The sequence below is a fragment of the Nodosilinea sp. E11 genome (genome assembly GCF_032813545.1).
Classification (GTDB): domain Bacteria; phylum Cyanobacteriota; class Cyanobacteriia; order Phormidesmidales; family Phormidesmidaceae; genus Nodosilinea.
The window spans coordinates 1,679,799-1,699,554 of sequence record NZ_CP136520.1; the positions used below are offsets into that span (position 1 = coordinate 1,679,799).

The window sequence follows — 19,756 nt, forward strand, 5'->3', positions numbered from 1 at the left end:
CGGAGTCTGCCGTCTGAATGATTACGGATCGTTAAGCCGCTGCTTAGCATAACCGAGTCCTCCATTTCTAAAACCCTCTGACAGAAAGGCTTTCAGCTATTGTCTCATACCATGCACAAGAAAAAATAATCGACAACCTGCGGAATGTCGATCTGAAGCTTTTTCATTTCAAGGAGCTAGTGTAATGAGAAGACTGAACAACCAAGACAAATCAAATACAGAAATTCAGGCTTAGTGATTTCTTGAAGTGAGGTCGCCCTAACAATTAGTCATGACGCCGTACTACTAGCTTAATCACCCTTCAAAAGATAACTTGTTTGCCTACTAGCAGAAACAAGTTTTGCATATAAATCAAGATACTGTTCTCCTATTACCTCTGGACAAAGTTCTTGAGTAACATAATCGAGCGCTGCTAGAGATGCCTGCGCAAAATTGCTAGTCAAATATTCAATTGCAAGTACAAGATCTGTAACAGCAGTAGAATGCTCGCCATAGAAATCGATCAATGCTCCAAAATAGGGGGTCACATAACTATTCATACCCGTATTTGATTGAGCAATAACAGGAACACCATATGCTAAAGCCTCAGTCAAAACATTGGGTGAATTATCTAGCCGAGATGGGCACAGCAATATGTCAAAGCCAGCATATACAGACGAGCGCTGTGCGCGACTGAATGCCCCATGTACTTTCACCTCCACTCCAGGAATGTCTGGAATTTCAGATGGAGTAATACGACCGAACAGATCAATTGCTATTTTCCCCCATCTGTGTGACACCTCCGCCAACAAACGGGAAAGATTGAGAAATCCCTTGCGAGGCAGTGTTATTGGGTCGGCAATAAATCCTAAACGCAGTGGCTGTCTTGGTCGCTGCCGTGGCTTAATATTGGCCTGCCAGGCTACTGCATTTCGAATCATACAAATTCCGTCATCTTTAAGTGCATTAGCCAACCATTCTGACGGAGCAACCCGCATGTCTGGCAAATGGTGACCGCTGAAAATTGTTGATTTCAAAAGATGCTCAGCCAAATCAAGCTTCTGAGGTGGTACATCAGAATAGTGGCGCGCGCCGTGGTAGGGCCAGAAATCACTCATACGGTGAACGACTGGACAAGGAACTTTCGAAATATCCGAAAACTTGATCACATTGCCTGAAATATCACATAACTGAATTACGTCTGGATGGTACTTTTCATAAAGGTGTACGAGATTAAAAACGGACGGACCAAGGCGCAGGAAATGAGTTTCGGCATCACATACAAGATGTTCACAGACACGCTCCATCTTGCGCAGCAAATCGATAGGTTGACCTAATTGCTTAGCATAGGCATCCATAACTACAACCTCAGCCCCAGCAGCGCATAAGGCATGAAGCAAATTAGAAGCACCGGAAGCCGCGCCTCCTTTAGTAAGTGTTTTTGCGACAAGAAGGACTTTCATTATTTAGTTAGGCTTTAATATTGGCAACATTAAAATACATAACCTTGACAGCAAACACAATTAAACGAAAAACTGATAGATCACATTGATTTTAGCAAGAATTTTATACCTTCACACACAAAAGATTAAACATTCCCATTTAATAACATCACCAAAATATTCAAAATATCCCACTGGCGATACCAAAAATAGAAATGCCTAACAACTCTCTCAATCAATTTAGAAGCCCTTTAGACAATAGAGTATTTCTTAAATTAATCACAATAAAATCTCTCAAATCCAGAATTCTACACAACCTCAGCTCGACATTCAAGAACTTGGATTAACGCGACATCTTCTGCCAATAGCAACAAAGAAATAAACAATTACAAAAACATAAAAAAGACGAGATCCAGTCCTTAAGTTGTATTGCAGAAAAATCAAAAATGGTAGAAACACAACTGAGTAAAACAAAATCAACTCTACAATATCGCGTTTTGTGGATAAAATGGTTCGCAGCAGACACAAGACAGTTGCAGACGTGAAAACAATAAATGAGTATCCATAAAATCCAAAGTACGCCAGAGAATATCCAAAACCTGGGTAAGGAATATTAACTCTAAATCGGTTTATCGAATCATATTCTAGCGTGCGGTCGTATATAAACGAAGGCAGAGGTATTATAGAGTAATACAACCAATCATTCGCGGCACTATTACTTATAGTCAACATTTCCCCATTAATAACAATAGAAAAACTTAAAATGTAATTAATACCATAGATAGCTGATGTAAACAAACCATTTAGATCTAAATCTTTTGCATGACTAACTGCCGCAAGTAACCCTCCTATATTTGAAGAACGCATAGAAAGGGTCAATGCAAGAATATAAATCGCCAAGAAAGATAACAATAGCTGAGACTTTGTATTCCGACAACCAATCAAAAAACGCTCAATCAGAATGTATGAAATCAAAAGTACTGGCCCTGAACGTGAGCCGATCATCAGATAAAAAACTAAACAGGCTGTTAGAACCAAAAATCTTTGTACTGGCAGCCGAAGGAAAGGAGTTATAATTACTGAGGAAAGAAAAAACAATTCCTCAAAACGCATTAAACTACGCCTAGAAAACTCAACAACAAAGCTAGAGCGATGAATAAGTGATGAATGTTCAACAGCAAAAAATATCATCACTGCCGGAAGGATGCAGACCCAAACAAAAGGCCATCCAAGGGTTCGATTAAATTTCACATTTCTAATATTAATATTCAGAACCCTATATTTTTTGTGCCTAGGATCGACAAAACTTACTAACTTAAAAGCCAAGAAAATACACAAAAAATGCGCGATCATAGAATACATGATCACATCATAATATGGATCTTTGCCTCTCTGATAATAATCAAATGGCAAGATGGAGCCAAAAGCAAAAATTCTTGTGCTTATCGTAAAATAAGCAACTTTTATGGCTGGAACTGAAAAGAGAATCAACGCAGTTTTATTTTTTGATGCAATGGCTAATAAGAACAATATAGTGACTAAAAATAGCGGCAACATTTTACAAACAGGCTCCAATATCTATTCCATATTATCCATCAGTTTTACGTTGATTAGCCATGAGGTGCCGCCGTATCACTCTGATTCTAGTATTGCGAAGAAGAAATTATATCGAGAACCAACTATTAATTATTCTGTCCAATAGTTTTGTGCACAGTTACTTTATACAACGCTAATTCTAAACTTTTTGTTCTTTGAATAGATCAGTCATTGTATTCTGATTGACAGATCATCAGAATACAATGACTGTACCTTCAAATTGAATCCAAAAATTTTTTAATATGAGTTAAATAATTATCCCTAACTCGAATTCTTTCGGCTTTATCTTCAAGAATGACATTCTCAAACTGAAAAATAAACTCTTTTACCTTATCTCTAGCAGCAACAGGTATAAACCTTGTCCCAAATGACATGGCAATTATTCCTGGATGCAGTTTAGACGACAAGATCATCTTCGCACGACTTAGATAGCCGAGCTCAATGCAGATATTATCATTATTTATTAGCGGTAAAATAGGAAGTCCAATTTCGCCACCAGTCTTTTTAATCCCTGTATGTGCATGAAAAAATGCTGTTTTCATACCTTTCGACATCCATAATGCTTCAGGTAAATGCAGTATGCTACGGCGAGATAAATTAATTAGAAACTCCGGCGAATTGATTCCAGGATCTATTGGATTAAGTCTTGAATATTTTTCACAGCAGTCATTTGTCAACAAAACAATATCAGGCAGGTAATAAAGGTTTCGTACCCCTAGTTTGAGATCACGCTTGAGGCGAACAACCGCACCTTGGAAATACTGACTCTCTATTATCATCCGTCTTGCTACACTGACTTGCGGCAGCATTTTGACCCCATCACTGCCAAGCGATAGTCCAAATATAGGTAGTCGTTTCTCTTTAACAAAGAATGCAAGTTGTGTGATTGCTTCCTCAATTTCCGAATTGGACGAGTTAGCCTCCTTAAAGAAAGCACCACCACCCAGAAAGATTGCATCAACCTCAACATCCTGGAAACATGAAACTGCTTTATATCCCATTTTCTTAAATCGAGGATTTGCTGAATAAATTAAAGGTGCATGGCCAATCTCTTCTAGAATTTCATAAAAGATCGCTGCCATCAAATCATCGCCTAGATTTCCTTGATGATAAAAACCCCAAATAAGAACACGCTTCATCTTCTTGCCCTTTTGCACGCGCTCTCATAGACTAAAAAGGCTAGATTTCTAAAAACTTTAGACAAAAAAGATAAATTTTCAATACAGAAATCTGGCGTCTTAATATTTTTTTTGTTTGTACGTGATTCCATCAGTTCAATCAGTTTTTCGGATGGAAAATCAATTGTTTTTTTACCAATTTTCTGAGAAATTTTTGTCATAATATCTTTTATTCTTTGCTCATTGATAACGTCTGAAAATAAAACAACATAATCCGCCAAAAACATCGATACAGCATTAGTAATAATATATTCAATATAATAAAGTGAAATATGTCCTTTGCGCTTTGCGAAAATTGAATTCACTGCAAGATCTGGCTCTCTCACAACCATCACAGAAAAAATTCCAAACACTTTTGAAAACAAAAAATGCTGCCACGAATGAATATGATGTGCTATTTTTATATCTGGAAAGCTAAGTTGGGTGTAGTAATACAGATAAGTATTTGCAGAACGTGGAAATCCATCTATTAGCAAATCGCATGCTAGTGTTACAAAACGAGGGGAATACTTCTCTACCTTATAATTATTTAGTATCTGGCGCAGTTCAGTCCCAGGTATAACTTGCAAAGCTAGTCTAAGAATTTGCCTCATTATCTATCTATTTTTATCTGCTGAATTGATTTTTTTAACCGAAAAAAGGTGATGGCATATTGCAGTGAATAGTGAACTACCATCATTAGTGAGTAAATCAAAATAGACTCATATGAATTCAATCCTTTTCGTTCTGCCAGAAAAAAGGGAATAATAGTTAGCACTGCCTTTTGAAGATAGAGATAAAAAACAGTTTTGTTAGACTCTAAAACATCAAGCGTCCTCAATAGTGAGGAGGATATAAACTGTGGTACTAGTGTTATTGACAGCAGTGATATAAATTTACCAGCCGGTTCCCAGCCTCGACCAAGGAGAATTTGAGAAAGTAAGGGAGAAAAAAATGCTAGAAATATCGAGGGAAAAAGAATAATTATTAGTAGTGTTAATGTTGTTTTTTTAAATAATTTCTGAACAGCAGCAGGTCTATCTCCTCTCCATAATTCTGCCGCTTCAGCATAATACGCACGGCTGACAGATTGTCCAAGTAAAATGAATGGCAACGTCACTGCCATAGTTGCTAAGCCTAACTGTCCTGTGGTTTCGGCACCATACAGCATCGTTGTAAAAAGTAAAGGTGCCTGCATCGATAAGACTAGTAAAAACTGGGCAGGCAACCGGTAGACAGGAAATCCATAGTATCGCCGTGCCACTACCAAAATATGTCGCAATTTCAGCCGTGGAACCATGTTGAAAAAATCTTTTCCAAAGCAGGAAAGCAGATTGCTTAGCCCCCCACTATAGGCCGCGACTTGACCTATCAGAAGCCCAAGAGGCTTAATAGCTATTATCCCCATCAAAAGCTTAATGCCCTCGCCCGTTAAAGATTGAAAAAGCTGCGTCTTTGCAATAATACGGTAGGATCTCTTGCGTGTAGCCCACATTGTAAGCAGTTGATATGAACTTGCTCCCAACATGCCTGGTCCAATTATCCATCGCCAGGGCGCGAGTACTTCCAGTGAAAATGTCTCAAGAATCGGTAGTCCAAAGACGAAGAGTATGATGCCAATCAGCACAGATAGAGTAGTTGACAGAATGGTACATAGGCTTAATAAAGCAAAAGCAGTCTGATCATGGCGAGGAAGCGGTATTGCCATTAAATAGTGCAGCGTTGCTAGCGGAATAAGGATTTGAAGTAAAGCAGTAAATACGGATAGTACACCGAAATCTTCAGGACTGTATATCCGCGTCAGGATGGGAATTGAAGCCAAGCTGATTAACCGCGCTGTGCCACTCCCAGCTACAAGCACAGCCATGCCCCGAAGAACATTGCCTGATGGACCAACGAAAGAACTGCTCATCAAGTGTCGTAGATGGGACAGCATCATAGGTAACGCATTAAAGGATACTTGAAAACATTAAGATTAGATAGAATGTTAAATTTGATACCAGGAAAAATCGTTAAGAAACGTTTTGGTATTCTTAACTGCTTTCAGACAACCACCGGAGGAATAACCTCAACACCCAATACTGACTAGCAAGTACATTCAAACAGCACATAGAAGATGGTACTGAGAATGCTATAAGGTTTATTTTGAAAAGGTAACTGCCAGTCTGGGAAAGAGTCAGTCCGTCCCGAGCAAAGTCGTGCTGAGAATGTGGAAGATTACTGAAGTACACTTTACCCGCCCCCTAAGCTAGTACGACATTAATCTATACGCAGTCTGCTTAGGGGTAATCTTTCTTAGCATCAAACATCCTTCCCAGATAGGCTCTAAGATTTCTGAAGAAATATAAATAGATTACCTGTTAGCGCTGCAGGCATTAGTCGATGTATTACTGATAACACACTAAATAGAAGTTCACTCTTCATATAATACTGAGGTTCAGATGTATAAGTATAAGAAAAATTATTCCATCCATCAAACAAACACGAAATTTCACGATGCGTGTTACATATATATTTTGTTGGAAAGACATCAATATTTTTTCTATCTGGCTGAAGCTTTTGAAGAAGCCAGAGATATAAAGAACCACGAAGAAGCCTTGACCCTAAACAGACATAATTTAAAGAATGTGGTGTTCTTGCACAAAAAAATCCTCCTTTCTTCAGAATTCTCTGAGCCTCTTTTTTCAAAAATAGTGAGTCTGATCGAGATAGATGTTCAAGAACATAGTCGCAAATGATCATATCAATACTTTCGTCTTCAAGTGGTATGCAATCATCTTTTGCAGTGAGCTGAATATTGTAAGATGTTGTAGGATTTGAAAGAACTGCTGAGTCTATATCCATCCCAATTAGTTGAGCAACCTTGTCTTTTATGCCGCGCACACTTCTCCTATAAGCGCTTTTATCTTCAAAGAACCAATATCCACGACCTGCTCCATAGTCTAAAACCTTAAAGTCAGGCTTTAGTAAAGAATTGATTCTTCCATAAAATTCAACTGTGCCATCGAGAGGTCCATAGCCTCCTATGCAACCTTTAAAGGGATCAAAAAATTTGTTTTCAATATCCATTTTTATCCACTCTTTCACTGAGAACAATTATTCAGTAAATACATTGAAAATTGAAAATAGTTTGAATCTTTTGGATTAAGGCACCATAAATTCAAGCTAATCAGTAAAAAGTACATCCCAGTTTAAGCTTGCTATGCCGTTGATCTGGCAGATCCAACAACCACTCTCATAAATACCACAATCTCATTGAAGTTGAGGCGAATCTCCTCCTTAATCACCTTCAAAAGGGTGCCATTGAGAAAAACGTCTCCCTGCATTGAAAGAGCTGGGTGAAACTTTGTTCTTACACCAAGTGAACTCACCCTTTATTCTTTAGCCCGCGCCTGATCCGTTGTCAGTTTCGTAAGCTGACTTATAGCGGTTCTTAGATGGGTGAGGTACACCTCAGACTGGAAAACCATTGAAATTAATAGGCTTGAGGAAACAGCCTGTACTTTATGCAAGTGAGAGCCGCTATAAATTTTTCAAAAACATTGTCTTCCCTATTTCATCATGGCGAATAATGCCAATCCACTTACCCACTTTGCATCAAAAAAAGACATCCTGAATAAAGGTCAAAACTTTTCCAGGAGCAGGTGATCAATTTTGATATTCGGACTGAACAACAAATTATTCCCTTCGCCTTATGAGCGAGTAAACCCCGTAGTGCCGTGCACTTCTCCTGCTGCTGGCCAATAGTGTACGAATTTAAAGGTAAAAGCTTTAATCTAACAAGCACTCATCCTCTACCTTCGTTATCTAGCCAATACACCGAAAATCTTTAGCTTCCAGGTACTTCATCTGCCGGGCCTGGCGGCGAGTAAACTCACCCACCGTAGGGTTACCCGTCGGCAAAATCACCCCGCTGGCCTGCATCCACAACGCCTCCGGCGCAACAGCAACACTATATTGATTAGCAGCTGTTCTATGCACGTGGTACCAACGAGTCTCTTGGCAACGATCGCACCAAAACGCCTCCAGCCATTCGCCCGTCAGCGGCACCGTGCCATAGCCCGCAATCACCGTCAGCGATCGCAGCCGACTCAGGCCCCGCTGCTGCAAGTGCTCTGCCTGAGTCGTGTAAAGCGGATACTTTTGACTAACACTCTCAAGGTAAGTGCCGTGGTCGGGGCAATAAATAGCCCGCCGTTTCGATCGGCTGCGGTTGCGTCGGGGTTGAGACATAGCAAAGCAAAAACCGAACTATAAAGTACCAAACAGGCGCGGGCCAAATACCTGTCTAAACAATCTGCGTAGCAACTCAGCTCCAGGCACACCTATCCCGGCTACGGTCTCAGGCGAGGGCCAACGAGACTACGGGGGAGAGACTGAGATCTAACGACCATCGAAGCCCACTCCATGCCAGACAGGTTACCGGAATTATTCAATTTGACAAGCTCTGAACCAGACTTTTTTAGATTTAGACTTTGCCTAGAGTCATAGGCGAGAGGCCGCCGCCTTCGGTGAGGGAACACGGGCAGTAGCCGCCATCGGGCCTCGCAGGCAGGACTCCACCACTTCAAAATAGCGGCGCGTGCCCTGCTCGGGGGTAAACTTTTGCTGCATATAGCAACGGCCCTGATCGCCCATCTGCTGCGCCAGGGTGGGGTTCGCCGCGAGAGTCCGAATAAAATCGGCCAGCCCAGCGCTATCGCCATTGCGAAAGGCACGGCCAAAGCCCCCTTCAGCCAGCAGCGATCGCAGATAAGAGTGCGATTCACAGATAGCTGCCACCGGTCGCCCCGTCGCCAAACTGCTATAGAGCTTGCTGGGGGCCACCAACCCCTCCACCCCCGGCACCAGACTCACTAGGCTCAGGTCGCAGGCCGTGAGCGAGTAAGGCAGATCGCCCTGAGACTGATAGGGCAAAAACATACAGTTGCCCAACCCCAGCGCCTTCGCCTGAGCGATGCAGCTATGGCGCTTGGCCCCAGCCCCCACAAAGACAAACTGCACCGGCTCATGGCGCAGCGCCTGAGCGGCAGCCAGAATAGTATCTAGATCGTGGCAGCGGCCCATATTGCCCGAATACAGCACCGTAAACACCTGATCGAGGCCGTGGCGACGGGCAAACCAGTTGTCTGCCTTAGGGCGCGGCACAATTTGCGTTGGGTCGGCCCAGTTGTGAATCACCGAAACCCGATCGGCAGCCTCCGGGCACCGGTCGACAATTCGCTGCCGCATCGTTTGGCTAAGCACCACAATCGCCTCGGCATGACGCCAGGTCAGACAGTTGAGCCAGTTCCAAAAACGCACCAGCCCGTGGTTGTGGGCAACCATATTGAGAGCCACCGCCACCTCGGGGTGAATATCGTAGACCACGCACAGGTAGGGCTGCTTAAAAAGGCAGTGGAGCAGGTAGGCCATCACCGGCAGGTAAGGCGGCTCGGTCGTGACCAACACCAGGTCGCCACGGCGGGCAGGGCTCAGCAGCTTAACCAGCGATCGCACACAGTACAGCAGCCCCCCCACCGCTCGCCCCCGAATGCGCTGGGGCCACAGGCGAGACGTACGAGTGCGACGCACCGTGACATCGCCCACCACCTCATACTTAGGAGCCATGGGGCGATCGTAGGCATAGCCCGGCTGCCCCGCAAACACCTGCACCTGCATACCCTGACGGCTCAAACTCTGGGCCAGCTCGGCCATTAGCTGCCCCGTCGGCGCATAGTCAGGGGGAAAAAACTGGGTCAAAATCGAAAGTTGGAAAGATGCACCCGGATCGGAACGTATTGCTCTCATCAAACCCTACTCAACAGGAACTCAGCACCAAAGGAAACTACTCGTATAAGCACCAAAACTGCTGCTATCGGCATTTTTTGACCTTAGCCTTAAACATCAAGCTGGTTTAGATTGCCTAAAAAATTAGCCAAACTACCATCTAGATACAAGCATTTACATTTGCAGCAGCAAATTCAAAACTTGGCTTCAGAAAGTTGTCTCAGAAATCGCTTTCAAATATATTCGCGCCAACCCCGACTTTGCCTAGGGCTACCGAGAAGGATACCGCACTTCTTCTAGAAGAGCATTTCAATATTTAATTTTATTGCTATTGGGCAGGCAGCCCATTTTCCCTAAACACAGCTGGGCCTAAATAGACCACACATTTAACCCACAAGTCGTATTCGAGACTACCAGGCTTAGCCCAGACCGCTTGTCATAACAAGCACATGAATCAGATCTTTCCCTACACCAGCCTTTAAACGAGTAACCCGGCTGGGCGATCGTTTTGCTCCAAGATTGGGGCAAAACTTGAGGCAAAACAAGCTTAAAGCCAAGCACGACCGATTCAAAGCTAAGTTACATCCACCCCAAAAGACACGCCAAGCCAATGCTTAATCAGATCGAGCCAATCTCTATCATTAGAGAGATGCGCTAAATCAACCGCAGAAACTACGGTACATCCTTTGTCAGACCAAGACGAGCAGCGAATTCCGCCTTGGCTAACTCAATCAGCGGCATGATTAGCTAGAAAAATAAATTGGAACGATAACCTCACCCGTAGGGGCAAACGGCTGTTTGCTCTTACCCAAATTCATGCCCCCCTATTCAACCGACAAAAGCCCATGGAAAACCGACATCTTCCAGGGGCGATGCAATGTATTATCCCCCAATCGGGGAGGTGCAGATAGGATTTAGCAAACCCCGGTTTATCATCAGAAATTCTCTAGGGGGCGTAGCATGCTACGCCCCTACAAATCACGGGTAGGCAATGCCTGTCATTCCCGTGCATACGATCTTTACGGCTCTCTACGGCCTAACTGTCGATCGCAGTTCTCAGCTGTTGTAGCGATCGCCCCAGAGCGACAAAGTCTGAGTTTTGCCCCAGGGCAACTAGCGTCTCAGGAGAGCTGCTATCTAAAATCTGGTTATAGGCTTGGATGGCGCTTTCTAACTGAGTAGCGCTAACAGCGGCAGCAGTGGGCGGCAGCAGCCCGCCCGTGGCGTTAAAGAGAGCGACTAACGCTCGATAGTCGGCACCGGTCAACGCCATTTCGGTGAAGATCGCCACCTGACTAGGGGCCAGGCCAGCCGCAAAGGCTGCCGCCAAAAACCCCGCCGCATTGGCGATTTGCGCCTGGGTGCCGCGCAGAGGCGCAACCATAGGCGTGCCGCCAATCGGCACAAAGACCGCCGAGGTAGCCAGCAGAGCCGTCGGGGTAGACCCAGCGATAGGAGTAGGGGCAGCAATGCTGAGGGTGCCTTGTTCGCCAGTGAGTGAAACGCTGTCGCCATTGGCGATCGCCGCTGCCACCACCACCGCCAGTTCATCCACAGTCTGCTCGGCATCTTCCTCGACACCGCCGCCGAGGTCAACAGAGGTGAGCCCGTCGAGGGCAATTTCGCCTGGGGTCGTCAGGGCGGCGGCAAGGGTGGGGTTAGTGCCCTGCAACCCTTGCAGAATCTCTGTGGCCGATTGGTTAACTGCCTGCTGGGCCGCCACCGTGAGCAAGATCTCTCCGGTAGTGGCATCGATGGTGGCATTGGGAGTAGTCGAGGTAAGTTCTTCTTCACTGCCCAGGGAAGAGGCCCCAATGGACAGCACCGTTGAGCCCCCCACGCTCACCCCGCTGCCCAGACCGGAGGGTACCGAACCGGAGTAGCCCGGTAGGGCGATCGCCAGGGTGCCGCCTACTACAGCCATCATTAACCAAACATGCTGCCAAAGTCGGCCCACCAGTTTATCCACGGTTTTTCTCCTCAAATATGAGCTGCGATCGAGAATGGGGCTAAAGCATGAGCCCGGCAACAGGAATCATCTCATCTAAAACCTGGGGCCAAAGTTAAACCCATAGCCGATACTTAACACTGCGACGGAACCAGCACGGGTATTGTTGCCGATATCGCCGTAAAGCAGGTTGAGCGTAATCGGTATCGTCGATACCGGCACAATCGAAGCCCCGACATTCACACCGACGCCGCTCCAGGCCGTATTGACCGAAAACTGAGGGTGCACTTGCAAGCCCACTCCGGCAATCACGCCTACGTCACTGCCTTCGCCCGAGAACGACCCGCCCCCTAGGCCCAGGGTGCCTGTGATCGGCAGCCGGTTGGTCGGGTGGTCGGGCTGAAGCAGGTGGGCCGCCGTCACCACCCCGTAGAGACTCGATGGGCTACCGCCAGCCTCAGAGCCATAGGAGGCAAAATTGTTCAGCCCCACAGCGGCGGCTACCTCGGTGTCATCGCCGCTGTGGACGACGCGGTGCACCTTGACATCAAAGCCACCGTTTTCGCCGAACCGCCGCACGCTCTGCAGGTTATAGGCCAGTTCTACCCCCACTACCTGGCGCGAGTCACCTAGCCCAAAGCCCATAGACATACTGCCGTCAGCCACGGGACGCACGCGATCGGCTCCGGCCAGCGAGGCGCTGATAAACAGGTCGCCCCAGTTAGCTCCAAAGGCGGAGGGAATGCCAGCATTGGGGGAGGGGGGAAACGTCAGCGGCGGATTAGCGGCGGTCGTCAACGGCGCGATTCGCAAGTCATTTTGAATCTGCGCGGCACTGCCAGCGGCTGGGGCAGCCTGGGCGATCGCCGGGGCCGCCTCTGGCTCTGCCCCGAACATAGCCGGTGATATCCCCGCTAGCGTCGGCGACATTACCGGCTGCGGGGTAGGCAAGGCCAGTGCCACGTTGGGGTTGCTGCCCGCCAAATCGGGCAACTGGGGGCCAGGGAGAGGCTGTTGTCGCGATCGCTGGTTAGCCGCAGTCGCCCTACTCGGGTCAGCGATCGCAGCCCGTCGCACCGATCGCCCTGGAAGCTGGGGCAGCTGCGGCCCCCGCGCCAGGGTTTTGGGCTGGGGCACTCGGCGGGTTGGGCTAGGCTGAAGCGTGGTTTGGTCGGCCAAAGCCGCCGGATCGACTGGCATACCAGCCTGCGATCGCAGATCGCGCAGCAGCGATTGCACCGCCGTTGCTCTCGCCCGAATAGTGGCCAGGTCGGGGGATGCCGCACGGGTCGGCGGGGTCGTTGCGATCGCGGGGGCTGAGCTAGGCGCAGCCGCCACGGCAACAGCGCGCCCTAGGGGCTGGGCCATTGGGTCCTGGCTCAGGGCTAGGGCCTCAGGGGTGGCCGCTGGCCGCTCAAGCCCTTGGGGGCGGGGCTTAGCGGCCACAGGTTTAGAGGGCGGCTCAGAAACGTCGGCGATCGCAGTCTCTGCCCCAGTCCCAGCGGGGGCTTGAGCTTCAGCCATGGTCCCCGCAGGAGCGGCGATCATCGCCCCTGAGCCCTCACCGGAGCCATTGCCTGGGCCATCGGCGGCGACGGCGATCGCAGCAGCAGGCGGGGACCCGACTTCAGTCGCCAGCTCATCGTCTAGAGATGTCAGGTCAGCGGCGATCGGTGGTGGCTCTGAAACCACAGCTATTACCGTCTGATCTGAGGCCCCATCCCCCATCGGGTTTACGACCAGGTTAGGGGCTAGCTCTGGAGCTGAAACGGCAGATGCAGCGCTGTCTAAGGTTGTCTCCTCGGGCGGCAGGGCCGCGATCGCGGCTGTCGAATCTGGCTCTGGGGTGGCAGCCGCTGGGGTAGCCGTCTCTGCCGCTGCGGCAGCAGCATCTACCACAACATGATCAACCCCCGGCGTCCAAACCGGTTGAGCAGCGGCCTGCTCGTCAGCCTGGGGTGCTGTGGTCTGCGCCGAAGGCTCTGGCGTCACGACTGGATGGGGATCTGCCGCCAGGGCTACGCCAAGACTGGGTTCAGGCTCGGCCAAGGGCAATTCGGGGGCCGCCTCGGCCCCGCGAGGCAAGAGGCCTAGCCCGGCCAGCCCCAGTAGTCCACCCGTAATCAGTGGTTTTGATTTGCGCTTCATCAGTCGTACTCCTCACGTCCCATGTCATACCTACCGCTGTTTAGCGGCTGTGTTCTAGCCGGTCTCATGCACTCCCGAGGTTACCTTGGGGTGACCGTAATCCCCGTAGTAATAGTCGTAGCCGCGCCGTCGGCTCTGGGGTACACCATTGACCACCAACCCCAGCAAGGGAGCCTGGGCCGTATTGCCCAGATCGGCCAGCACCCGCTGAATTTCTGAACGCTCAGACCGGTTGAGCCGCACCACTAACAGCAGCCCGTCGGCGTGGGCAGCGGTCAGCTTGGCGTCGATCATGCCCGCTAGGGGGGGAGTATCAAAAATGATCAGGTCGTAGTGGCGACGATACTGCTCTGTCATTTGCTGCATCTTGCGCGACGACAGCAGCCGACCAGGGGCCGGAGGGCGCGTCCCCGCCGGTAGCAGGTGCAAATTGGCATTGCCAGGAATCGTCAGCACCCAATCGGTAGCATCGTCAATAGTCTGGGTCAGCAGGTCGCTCAGCCCCCGACTATTGGACTGGCCAAAAATAATGTGCTGACTAGGCTTGCGGAGGTCACCGTCAATCAGCAGCACCCGACGCCCCATATTGGCGGCGGCGATCGCAAGGTGGGCACACATGGTTGACTTGCCCTCCCCTGGCACCGACGAGGTCAGGGCCACCACCTGCACCGGGGTATCAGAGCTCAGCATGCGCAAGTTGGCCTCAAGCGAGTAAAACGCCTCGGCAAAGCTAAAGGAGGTATACAACTTGTCGGGGCTTTGACTCTGAGCCAACACCTGGGCCATAGTGCCTGCCAAGTCGGGGACAATCAGCAAGGGCTGCTTTTCCAGGGCCGGAGCATTGGGCACCATGGCCAGATTGGGTAGCTGGGTGACTTTGACCAACTCGTCAGTACTGTGAAAGGCTTGGTCGGCGCGATCGCGCACCAGCGCCGCCCCACCCCCCAGCAGTAGCCCTACCACCGTGCTCAGCAGCAGCTTGCGGGGCAGGTTAGTCATCTCGGTAATACTCGACTCATCCAGGGGCGAAATCAGCTCCCAGGGTGCGGTCTGTCGCGCCATCTGCAAACGCAGATCCTGGCGACTGGTCAACAGCTGGTCAAGACTACCTTCCGCCACCGCCAGCTCTCGGGCAATCTGCTGGTAAGAGCGCGACAGATCGGCCAGCCGCTGAATCTCGGCCCGCAGCTGCTGTACCGCCTGGCCAATCGCTTGATCCTGGGTGTCTAGCACCTGCATTTGATTAGCGGTATCGACCAACTGCTGCATCAACTCCCGACTCACCGTCCCCTGATAGCCCAGGGTATCGGCTGCTACGGTCGCCCCCACCAGCCGCTGGGCTTCGGCCTCTAACAGCGGCAGCAGCTGCTGTCGCCGATCTTCTAAAGCTTCAATCATGGGCGTCGTAGCCTGAAACCGAGCTGACTCAGCCGCAATCGTTTGCTCCAGCTCGCGCAGGTCGCCGAGCAGCGCCTGGTAGGTGGGCGACTCGTTGAGGTTGGCCACTCGAATAGCCGTATCGGGGTCAAACCCTACCTGAGTTCGCAGGCTGTCGTACAGCGGCCCCAGCGCCATCAGCTGCACCCGCAGCTGCTCTTGATCGGCCAGCATCTGGTTGAGTCGCTGGGTTACGCTCTCGCTGGTGGCGTTGACGTTAACCAGGTCATAGCGTTTCTGAAATTCACTCAGGTCTTCCTCAATTACCGCTACTTCCTGCCATTTTTCTTGCAGTTGTTCGTCGATAAAGGTCAGCCCTCGCCGCAGTTCCCCCTGGCGATCTTGCACACTGTAGTTGACAAAGCCGTTGACCACCTGGGTCAGCACAAAGGTGACCACCGCCGGGTCGTCGGCTCGGTAGGTAATGCGCAGCACCTTAGACTCCCCTTCTTGGGTAATCGCCAAGCGCTCTAGCAGAGTGGTGTAGGTAATGTCGGGATAGCGTTGCTGAATGTTGGCCAGAATCGGATCGATCACATCTGGGCCACGCAGCACTCGAATTTGGCTGGTGTAGTCTAACCCCGAATTTCTAGCTCCTGGCAACCCAACTACCGCTTCCAAACCCAGGGAAGGGGCAGCGGTAACCGGTTCTACCAGAAGATTGGCACTGCCGCTGTAGACCGGAGGACGACTTAAGTGCCAGAGCGTCAACCCGCCAAAGGACAAGGCTGCTACCCCTAAAAACACCCCAAGCCGACGCTTGAGCACCCCGACTAGATGACTTACATCAAAATCATCCCCATCGTCTACGAGGGGAGAGGACGGCGCTGTGACGGCAACAAACCCATGATGAACCTGACCATGGCCATGACCATTGCCGTTGCCGTTGGCTTCATGGGCCGTGGAGGAGGGAGAAAAAGGCATAGTGTTCGAGGGAAATATTCCCAGGAGTTCGTTACTTATAGCTCAAAAGTCAAAATTCAGCGTAATTTAGCCATTTTTTGCTTTGTTCAGACCCCAGTACAGGTCTGGCCCCTGCGCCCGGCTAAAACCCAAACAACCGCAAAATGGCCGCGAGCGGTGTTAGAGGGCGCAGAAAAAGGCCTAGGGTGTCGCCGGCCGCAGCAGCGACGTTGCGATCGACAATCACGACATCGTTGGGCCGCAGAATGGGGTTAGTGGTGTCGTTGGCGGCAGCGGCCAGGTCTACGTCCACCGTGCGCTGGTCAACGCTGCCATCGGGGTTGAGCCGCACCAGCTGCACCGTGGAGCTTTGGGCGCGGCTGCTTTCAAACCCGCCAGCGGCTAAAATCGCCTGGTTGAGGGTGGCATTGGCGGGTAGGGTGACGCCGCCAGGGCTGGCAACCTCACCGACCACCTGCACCGGCATGGCGGCGGGTGAAAAATTGGCGCTCGAAATCGCTACCGACTCTTCGGGCAAAACCGCCACGGCTTTGGGAACCACAATGGTATCGCCATCACGCAGGCGCATATCTTGATTAATGTCACCAGTGCGAATCAAATCCCAAAGGCTAGCGGTCACCATGGCATCGCCCTGGCGGTGGGGGCGGCGTACCTGAATAGCTTTGATGTTGGCCTGCTGAGTAATGCCTCCCGCTTCTTGGATTACCTGGGTGAGGGTAGGCCACTGGCGAGCGGTGGGGTTACCGCTACCGCTGCCGCTGGTTTCGGCCTCTAGCTCAATGGTGTAGGTACCGGGGCGGTTTACTTCTCCAGCCACCACCACTCGCACCGGGCGGGCCGCCAGCAGCGTGACCGTCAGCTGGGGCGGGCGAGTGAGCAACGGAGCGTAGCTGGTGACCAGGGCCGTCTGAGCTTCAGCCAGGGTTAACCCTTGAACCGCCACAGCTCCTGCCAGGGGCAAGGCCAGAGTGCCATCGACCAGCACCTCGTGAACGCCGTTCTCAGGGCCGCTAAATTCTGGAATATTGAAGATGTCTATGCGAATGCGATCGCCTGGTCCGAGCACATAGGCCTCGGGCAATCGTGGTTCAGCCATAGGAGCCGCTAGTTGCCCTGGCCGGGGCAAAGGCCCCTGATCGACCTCGGTAGAGAGCGGTAGGGTTTCTGCCCAGGCGACCCCCGGCGCGGCGGTGAGGGATGCGATCGCCCCTAGGGTGCTCACCCCCCGGAGAATTAGGCTAAAGCGGGTCATTACTAGCTTCCTCAGGCTTTCTGGACAACCGCACCAACGATTAATTAGGTACTCCGCGATAGCTCATGATGTTCTATGCAGCCCGATTTAACCTCCGTAAGTTAGCAAACGTTAATCTGCGCCGTGCTCATGCAAAACAAGCTGCACCTGCTCTGCTAGCCAGGTATTAAACAGCTCATCGATTAAGCGCTGACGGGTCGGCTCATCGAGTCGGGCGGGCAAAAACTTTTCGAGCCTCACCACCACAAACCATTCCCCCACTCGGGTGGGTGGCCATAGCTGCCCCGGTTGACTAATCGAGAGCATGCGGCCCAGCGCCGGGTGCGGCACCGACAGCTCAACCGGGCCAATTAGGCCGCCCGTCTGGGCCTCCTGACCTTCAGAATACTGCCGGGCCAGCTCAGCAAAGGGTTGGCCATCGTCTTGAATGCGGAAGTACAGTTCCTGGGCAAGACCCCCATCATGGGTGCGAATCAGCGAGTACAGCACCCGATCGAGGCTGGCCTTGCGCTGTAGAAAGTGGGACTCTACCTTAGGAGCCCAGATGTCGGCCTTGTGGCGCTGTAGTTTGGCCGCCCGCTCTGCCAAACCAGTGAGGTCGGCGTCGCTCAACCCCCGCTGAGCCAAAAACCCCTGGCGCTGCTCCGGCGATGTGATCTGGTTAGTCTGCAAAAACTGGTCAACCGCCTGGGTGAGCTGCTCTGGCGTTAGCGTCACAGCGGCGATCGCCTGGTCAATCACTAGTTCTTTGACCAAGGCGGGTAGCAGGCCATAGCGCCGGAGCAGCGGCATGACATCGGCGGCTATGACCGCCCTATCTCCGATGGACAGCACGGGTCTGGCACTTTGAGCAGAAGAGGGATTCACAGAGACAATTGCTAAAACGGTTGCCGAGAGAGGGTACCGATTCGATCCTTTAGCCCAAGGTTATCGTATTCTGGGCGAGCCGTCAGGGGCTGAGTTAAGCGAGCCAAACTTACCCCACAACCCGGTCAAAATTTGATAGATAGAACGCAAGCTACCCAGTTGACGGGGCTGCTACAATCCACCCAACCTGTTTTATCAATCCAAGGAAAGCACCATGACCCGGCCCACTATTCCCGTGGTGTCTTACCCCGATCTCTTGAGTGAGACGATGGCGCGGCAACGGGCGATCGCCACCCTGGGTCAAGCCTTAGAAGAGGTCGGGTTTTTTATCCTTGAGCCCCATCCGGTTTCCCCCGAAGTCGTGCGGCGCGCCTACCAGGTGGCCGCCAACTTCTTTGCCCTGCCCGATCGCACCAAAACCCAATATTCTCCCCCCCCTCGCCTAGGGCCAAAGGAGCCAGGAAAAGGAGGCTTTTCTAGCTTCGGCAGCGAACAGGCCAAAGGCCATAGCGTTCCCGACCTCAAAGAATTCTGGCATGTGAATCGCCACAGCCTCACCGACCCCATGGCCCCTTGGCCCCAGGAGGTGCCCTCCTTTCGCCCGGTGATGACCCGGCTCTATCAACAGCTGATGACCTGCGCCGAAACCCTGCTTGAGGCCTGCGCTGAGTACTTGGGCCAGCCCCGCGACTGGTTGGTGACTATGGCCACAGGCGGCAATACTGTGCTGCGGCTGGCCCATTACCCGGCGGTAGGCACGGTGCAGCCGGGAAGTCTGCGGGCCGCCCCCCACGAAGACATTAATTTAATTACCCTGCTCTGTGAGGCCACCGCTCCGGGGCTAGAAATTTTGGTTCAGGGCCAATGGCTCCCGATTCAGACCCACCCCGGCCAGATCGTGGTAGACACCGGCGATATGCTGCAAAACCTCACCAATGGGTTGATCAAGAGTACGACCCATCGCGTGGTCAACCCCCGCAGCGGTAACCAGGCTCGTCTCTCTATGCCGTTTTTTGTGCATCCTCACCCCGAGGTCGACCTCACCCCGGTCAAAAGTTTGGTCGATCGCACCGGCGGCGTGGCCCAGTTTCCCCCCATTACCGCCGCCGCCTACCTAGCCCAGCGGTTAGACGAGATTCAGGTGGGGCCAGCCGCCTAGCGACTGGCCGAGACAGGACAACTTTTGTGGGCGGTTGCAGGTGCTGGGTGTCGGGTGTTATACAAATCCGGATCGCCC

General features: G+C 50.9%; 14 protein-coding genes. 1 reads left to right on the top strand and 13 read right to left on the bottom strand.

The window, feature by feature from the left end; genetic code table 11:
- Nucleotides 1-290 precede the first annotated feature (290 nt).
- The 13 genes from RRF56_RS09820 to RRF56_RS09880 form a co-directional block, all read right to left on the bottom strand.
- A complete protein-coding gene (locus RRF56_RS09820) occupies nucleotides 291-1,442 on the bottom strand; it encodes a glycosyltransferase (protein WP_317037462.1) in 1,152 nt (383 codons plus the stop codon).
- A 309-nt stretch (nucleotides 1,443-1,751) separates the two neighbouring features.
- Nucleotides 1,752-2,978: a hypothetical protein gene (locus tag RRF56_RS09825; protein WP_317037463.1), complete on the bottom strand. Its 1,227-nt coding sequence runs from the start codon at nucleotides 2,976-2,978 to the stop codon at nucleotides 1,752-1,754.
- A gap of 254 nt (nucleotides 2,979-3,232) precedes the next feature.
- Nucleotides 3,233-4,156 (bottom strand): polysaccharide pyruvyl transferase family protein, encoded by a 924-nt coding sequence (locus RRF56_RS09830; RefSeq protein ID WP_317037464.1) that lies wholly within the window; start codon nucleotides 4,154-4,156, stop codon nucleotides 3,233-3,235.
- On the bottom strand, nucleotides 4,153-4,788 hold the full coding sequence (locus RRF56_RS09835) for a hypothetical protein (RefSeq protein WP_317037465.1): 636 nt from the start codon (nucleotides 4,786-4,788) through the stop codon (nucleotides 4,153-4,155). The genes RRF56_RS09830 and RRF56_RS09835 overlap by 4 nt, the downstream gene beginning before the upstream one ends.
- Nucleotides 4,788-6,086, bottom strand: coding sequence for a lipopolysaccharide biosynthesis protein (locus tag RRF56_RS09840; RefSeq protein ID WP_317037466.1), 1,299 nt, complete (start codon nucleotides 6,084-6,086; stop codon nucleotides 4,788-4,790). The genes RRF56_RS09835 and RRF56_RS09840 overlap by 1 nt, the downstream gene beginning before the upstream one ends.
- A 413-nt stretch (nucleotides 6,087-6,499) precedes the next feature.
- Nucleotides 6,500-7,243 (bottom strand): class I SAM-dependent methyltransferase, encoded by a 744-nt coding sequence (locus tag RRF56_RS09845; RefSeq protein ID WP_317037467.1) that lies wholly within the window; start codon nucleotides 7,241-7,243, stop codon nucleotides 6,500-6,502.
- 738 nt (nucleotides 7,244-7,981) lie between these two features.
- Nucleotides 7,982-8,407: a hypothetical protein gene (locus RRF56_RS09850; protein ID WP_317037468.1), complete on the bottom strand. Its 426-nt coding sequence runs from the start codon at nucleotides 8,405-8,407 to the stop codon at nucleotides 7,982-7,984.
- A 252-nt stretch (nucleotides 8,408-8,659) separates the two neighbouring features.
- Nucleotides 8,660-9,916 (bottom strand): glycosyltransferase family 4 protein, encoded by a 1,257-nt coding sequence (locus RRF56_RS09855; RefSeq protein WP_317037469.1) that lies wholly within the window; start codon nucleotides 9,914-9,916, stop codon nucleotides 8,660-8,662.
- A gap of 1,063 nt (nucleotides 9,917-10,979) precedes the next feature.
- Complete coding sequence (locus RRF56_RS09860) at nucleotides 10,980-11,912, bottom strand: hypothetical protein (protein ID WP_317037470.1); 933 nt, start codon at nucleotides 11,910-11,912, stop codon at nucleotides 10,980-10,982.
- Nucleotides 11,913-11,987: 75 nt separating this feature from the next.
- Nucleotides 11,988-14,039: a hypothetical protein gene (locus RRF56_RS09865; RefSeq protein ID WP_317037471.1), complete on the bottom strand. Its 2,052-nt coding sequence runs from the start codon at nucleotides 14,037-14,039 to the stop codon at nucleotides 11,988-11,990.
- Nucleotides 14,040-14,093: 54 nt separating this feature from the next.
- Nucleotides 14,094-16,400 carry a polysaccharide biosynthesis tyrosine autokinase gene (locus RRF56_RS09870; RefSeq protein ID WP_317037472.1) on the bottom strand — a complete coding sequence of 769 codons (2,307 nt, stop codon included), beginning with the start codon at nucleotides 16,398-16,400 and terminating at the stop codon, nucleotides 14,094-14,096.
- Between the two features lie 121 nt (nucleotides 16,401-16,521).
- Nucleotides 16,522-17,652, bottom strand: coding sequence for an SLBB domain-containing protein (locus tag RRF56_RS09875; protein ID WP_317037473.1), 1,131 nt, complete (start codon nucleotides 17,650-17,652; stop codon nucleotides 16,522-16,524).
- A gap of 111 nt (nucleotides 17,653-17,763) precedes the next feature.
- Nucleotides 17,764-18,444 carry a peptidylprolyl isomerase gene (locus RRF56_RS09880; RefSeq protein ID WP_410510588.1) on the bottom strand — a complete coding sequence of 227 codons (681 nt, stop codon included), beginning with the start codon at nucleotides 18,442-18,444 and terminating at the stop codon, nucleotides 17,764-17,766.
- A gap of 289 nt (nucleotides 18,445-18,733) precedes the next feature.
- On the opposite strand from RRF56_RS09880, the gene RRF56_RS09885 reads away from it, so the two are divergent.
- Complete coding sequence (locus RRF56_RS09885; protein WP_317037475.1) at nucleotides 18,734-19,678, top strand: isopenicillin N synthase family dioxygenase; 945 nt, start codon at nucleotides 18,734-18,736, stop codon at nucleotides 19,676-19,678.
- Nucleotides 19,679-19,756 lie beyond the last annotated feature (78 nt).

What these genes read in the sequence shown, in the direction of transcription:
- RRF56_RS09820 (WP_317037462.1), bottom strand. Translation starts at nt 1,442, where the DNA reads ATGAAAGTCCTTCTTGTCGCAAAAACACTTACTAAAGGAGGCGCGGCT.
- RRF56_RS09825 (WP_317037463.1), bottom strand. Translation starts at nt 2,978, where the DNA reads ATGTTGCCGCTATTTTTAGTCACTATATTGTTCTTATTAGCCATTGCA.
- RRF56_RS09830 (WP_317037464.1), bottom strand. Translation starts at nt 4,156, where the DNA reads ATGAAGCGTGTTCTTATTTGGGGTTTTTATCATCAAGGAAATCTAGGC.
- RRF56_RS09835 (WP_317037465.1), bottom strand. Translation starts at nt 4,788, where the DNA reads ATGAGGCAAATTCTTAGACTAGCTTTGCAAGTTATACCTGGGACTGAA.
- RRF56_RS09840 (WP_317037466.1), bottom strand. Translation starts at nt 6,086, where the DNA reads ATGAGCAGTTCTTTCGTTGGTCCATCAGGCAATGTTCTTCGGGGCATG.
- RRF56_RS09845 (WP_317037467.1), bottom strand. Translation starts at nt 7,243, where the DNA reads ATGGATATTGAAAACAAATTTTTTGATCCCTTTAAAGGTTGCATAGGA.
- RRF56_RS09850 (WP_317037468.1), bottom strand. Translation starts at nt 8,407, where the DNA reads ATGTCTCAACCCCGACGCAACCGCAGCCGATCGAAACGGCGGGCTATT.
- RRF56_RS09865 (WP_317037471.1), bottom strand. Translation starts at nt 14,039, where the DNA reads ATGAAGCGCAAATCAAAACCACTGATTACGGGTGGACTACTGGGGCTG.
- RRF56_RS09870 (WP_317037472.1), bottom strand. Translation starts at nt 16,400, where the DNA reads ATGCCTTTTTCTCCCTCCTCCACGGCCCATGAAGCCAACGGCAACGGC.
- RRF56_RS09875 (WP_317037473.1), bottom strand. Translation starts at nt 17,652, where the DNA reads ATGACCCGCTTTAGCCTAATTCTCCGGGGGGTGAGCACCCTAGGGGCG.
- RRF56_RS09880 (WP_410510588.1), bottom strand. Translation starts at nt 18,444, where the DNA reads ATGCCGCTGCTCCGGCGCTATGGCCTGCTACCCGCCTTGGTCAAAGAA.
- RRF56_RS09885 (WP_317037475.1), top strand. Translation starts at nt 18,734, where the DNA reads ATGACCCGGCCCACTATTCCCGTGGTGTCTTACCCCGATCTCTTGAGT.